Here is a 3011-nt window from a genome sequence, read left to right on the forward strand (position 1 = left end):
GCGAGCGCGTCGCCATTCTCGCATCGTGGAATCAGCAACGACGATCCCGTGAAAACCCCCGCTTCTTCAGCACAGCCCTAACCTGCGACGCCTCGCGCTTTCCCTAGTACTGTTTTTAACAGGTTGCTGAAATACACGTCAGCAGAAGCCGCGTTCCTCTAACTGCGCGGCTATTGCGACGAACTTTTCGCAATGTGCAATTGCATCGCGCATTCAACGTCTTTTGCGACGGTTTGAGGCTCGGTTTTGATGTCGTTACCGTCATTTGCGCCACTACGGACGGACTTGCCCCAGTGAGCGCATGCGCACCAGGTTGTATGCGGCCATATTCAAAACGAAGAGGTGGTCGACCTTCTCCAACCCCCGTACCATCACTTGGTGCATCCGACCGACGGTCTTCACCCAGCCAAAGCCTTGTTCGATCAGCTTGCGCTTTTGCTGCGAAACGGCATAGCCCACGCTGCAGGCTATCGCATCAGGCACCGCTGAACGCCGCCCTGAGGTGTTTTGCGCTACATGCGGGCGACCTTCATTTCCCGGCAGGCTTCGATGAATTCCTTCGCGTCGTAACCCTTATCAGCGCCTACGGTGATTTCGACCGCAGCGTCTGCCACTTGCCGCGCATCGTTGATCATGACCTTGGCTGCTTCGCGTTCGGCATGTCCGTCAGCGCAGCTGACTCGGGCGTTGACCACCAGACCGTGGCGGTTGTCGCTCAGCGTGCGGCCCATGAAACGCAACTCGCTGGCCGTTTTGCCTTTGCGATAAAGCCGCGCATCGGGATCGGTCTTGGATTGGTGTGTCTGGTTGCTGCGCTTGCTGCCTCTGAAGTCGCCGCGACCGTCATCATGGTCTTTGTCTGCGCCATCCTTGCGCACAAAGCTCTTATGTCCGGCCCACGCCTGGATCAGCGTGCCGTCCACACTGAAATGCTCGCCCGACAACCAATCCTTCTGTTGCGCGACAGCCAGCACTTCGTTAAAGAATTCAACCACAGCATCATGCTTGATCAGACGCTCGCGGTTCTTCGTGAACACCGTGGGCACCCATACCGCATCATCCATCGACAGCCCTATGAACCAGCGAAACAGCAGGTTGTACCGCGTCTGCTCCATGAGCTGACGTTCCGAACGATTGCTGTACAGCACTTGCAGCAGCATCGCTCGCAGCAACTTCTCTGGCGCGATGCTCGGCCGACCACCCTTGATGTCGGCCTCGTACATGCCGGCGAACAGCCGATCCATCTTCGCGAGCGCCTCGTTCACCATGAAGCGCCTTAGCGGCCTTCCACGATGACGCACGTTACTTGGTATTTCAGCAACCTGTTAAGGGTGCGGGCCTGCGCGCCACTCGGGTGATGCTTGGCGATGCGCGACCCTCGTCGCCGCGGATCATACGAGTTCTCTTGATTCGTCGTTTCGACCGCCTATTTGCCTTGCCCAATCAACTTCGTCGCGAAGCGCGATGCGACTGCTCGCCTCTTCCTGGCGCCTTGTGCGCGCTCGAAACGGGCCTCGTCGAAAGCAACGCGTTCTCTGGTGGGCGCTTCACTCACTCGTTGACTGATCCAGATCAAGCGGCGCGACGCCTGACCGTGAAAGAATCGGCTTGACCTGCCCTTGGGGCGCCGGCACTTGTGAGCGTGAAATCCATGATCGAACCTCTATCACAAATCGGATCGGCAGTGCTGAATGCACCCGCTCCGCGTCATTTGGAAGACGCGTCGCCCCACGTCATCGAACTGTCAAGGCCACGGCGCAGCGGCGTCTCGCCGTTGCTGAATGCAGTCGCTGTGCATCGTACCTCGCCTGACCGCGTCCATAGCGACGTCCTCGGCGAGTTGATATGGGTCGCCAACGGCATTAGGCGCGACACGGACGGTGCACGCGAGGCGCGGTCCGCGCTCGGTGGTTATGAAATCGCCATTAACGTGCTGCCCGTAACCGGCCTGTCTCGATACGAGCCTCTCGATGGTCGGCTCGTTCGCGCCGCGCTCTTCGATCCGCGCGCGACCACCGGCGATCAGGATTTCTTAGCCTATGCGCCCGTTGATCTTCTATGGCGATGGCCTCGCATACAGGACGCGTCCACGCTTCAACGCGAAAGCGTTGCGTACGCACGCGCCGGGCCGGCCCGGCAGAACGTTTATCTTCGTTGAGCCTCAGTGGGCCTCGCCGCGGCAGCGCGGATGAACCACACGACGCTGGCCGTGAATGTGAATCTGCCCGTCGAGTGGAGCGCTCTGCTGACGCAAATCGCGGGTCATTTTGTCCACGACTAGTAAGCCAACAAGCGACCACTATCGCTCAGGAGCTGGCATGACCATCACGACGGAGCGCGCTGCACTGCGCATGATTAAGCTTGATCACAAGCGTCTGGCAGCTGTCACGGCCGCCATGCTCGAGTTCGTCCGAAGGCTTGGCGACGGTACATCGACGCCCGATCCGATCGTGCTACGCGCAATGCTCTACTACATTCGAGAATACCCGGATCAGATTCATCATCCGATGGAAGACCGCTCTCTGTTTGCCGCGCTGAGAAACCGCACCGACGATTTCGACGAGGTGCTGGACGAAGTGCAATGTGAACACATCGAAGGCGATGTGCGCCTGCGGAATCTGGAGCATGCGTTGACCCGCTATGAACTGAAGGGAGATGCAGCACTATTGAACATGCGAACGTTGATGGAGCAATACGTTGCGTTCTGTTCGAATCACAGGCGCGTCGAGGAAGCGTTGATTCTGCCTGCCGCCGAGCGCTTTCTGACGGAGGCCGACTGGACGAAAATCAACGCCGCTTTCGAACGCCGCTACGACCCGTTCGGCGAAACGACCTTCGACGGCGAGAGCCTAGACAGCCTTTATCGTCTAATTGCGAATGCTGTGCCAGCGGCCGGCGAGATTCGGCAGGACGTTTGAAGACAATGGCGAAACAAACCGACGGCACTGCAGAGGCCTGAACAACGAGCGCTCGCGCCCGTTGTGCGCTCGGCGCGACGATCTTCTATAGAG

The 3011-nt window shown here is 59.0% G+C and carries 2 protein-coding genes and 1 pseudogene; 2 read left to right on the forward strand and 1 reads right to left on the reverse strand.

Annotated elements, in window-relative coordinates:
• Positions 1 to 273 precede the first annotated feature (273 nt).
• Positions 274 to 1313, reverse strand: a pseudogene (locus AWB67_RS35865) (IS5 family transposase).
• 329 nt (positions 1314 to 1642) lie between these two features.
• Here AWB67_RS35865 and AWB67_RS35870 point away from each other — a divergent pair.
• A complete protein-coding gene (locus AWB67_RS35870; protein ID WP_125474267.1) occupies positions 1643 to 2158 on the forward strand; it encodes a SagB/ThcOx family dehydrogenase in 516 nt (171 codons plus the stop codon).
• A 160-nt stretch (positions 2159 to 2318) separates the two neighbouring features.
• Positions 2319 to 2918 (forward strand): hemerythrin domain-containing protein, encoded by a 600-nt coding sequence (locus AWB67_RS35875; protein ID WP_087660621.1) that lies wholly within the window; start codon positions 2319 to 2321, stop codon positions 2916 to 2918.
• Positions 2919 to 3011 lie beyond the last annotated feature (93 nt).

This window comes from Caballeronia terrestris (assembly GCF_001544515.1).
GTDB classification, from domain to species: domain Bacteria; phylum Pseudomonadota; class Gammaproteobacteria; order Burkholderiales; family Burkholderiaceae; genus Caballeronia; species Caballeronia terrestris.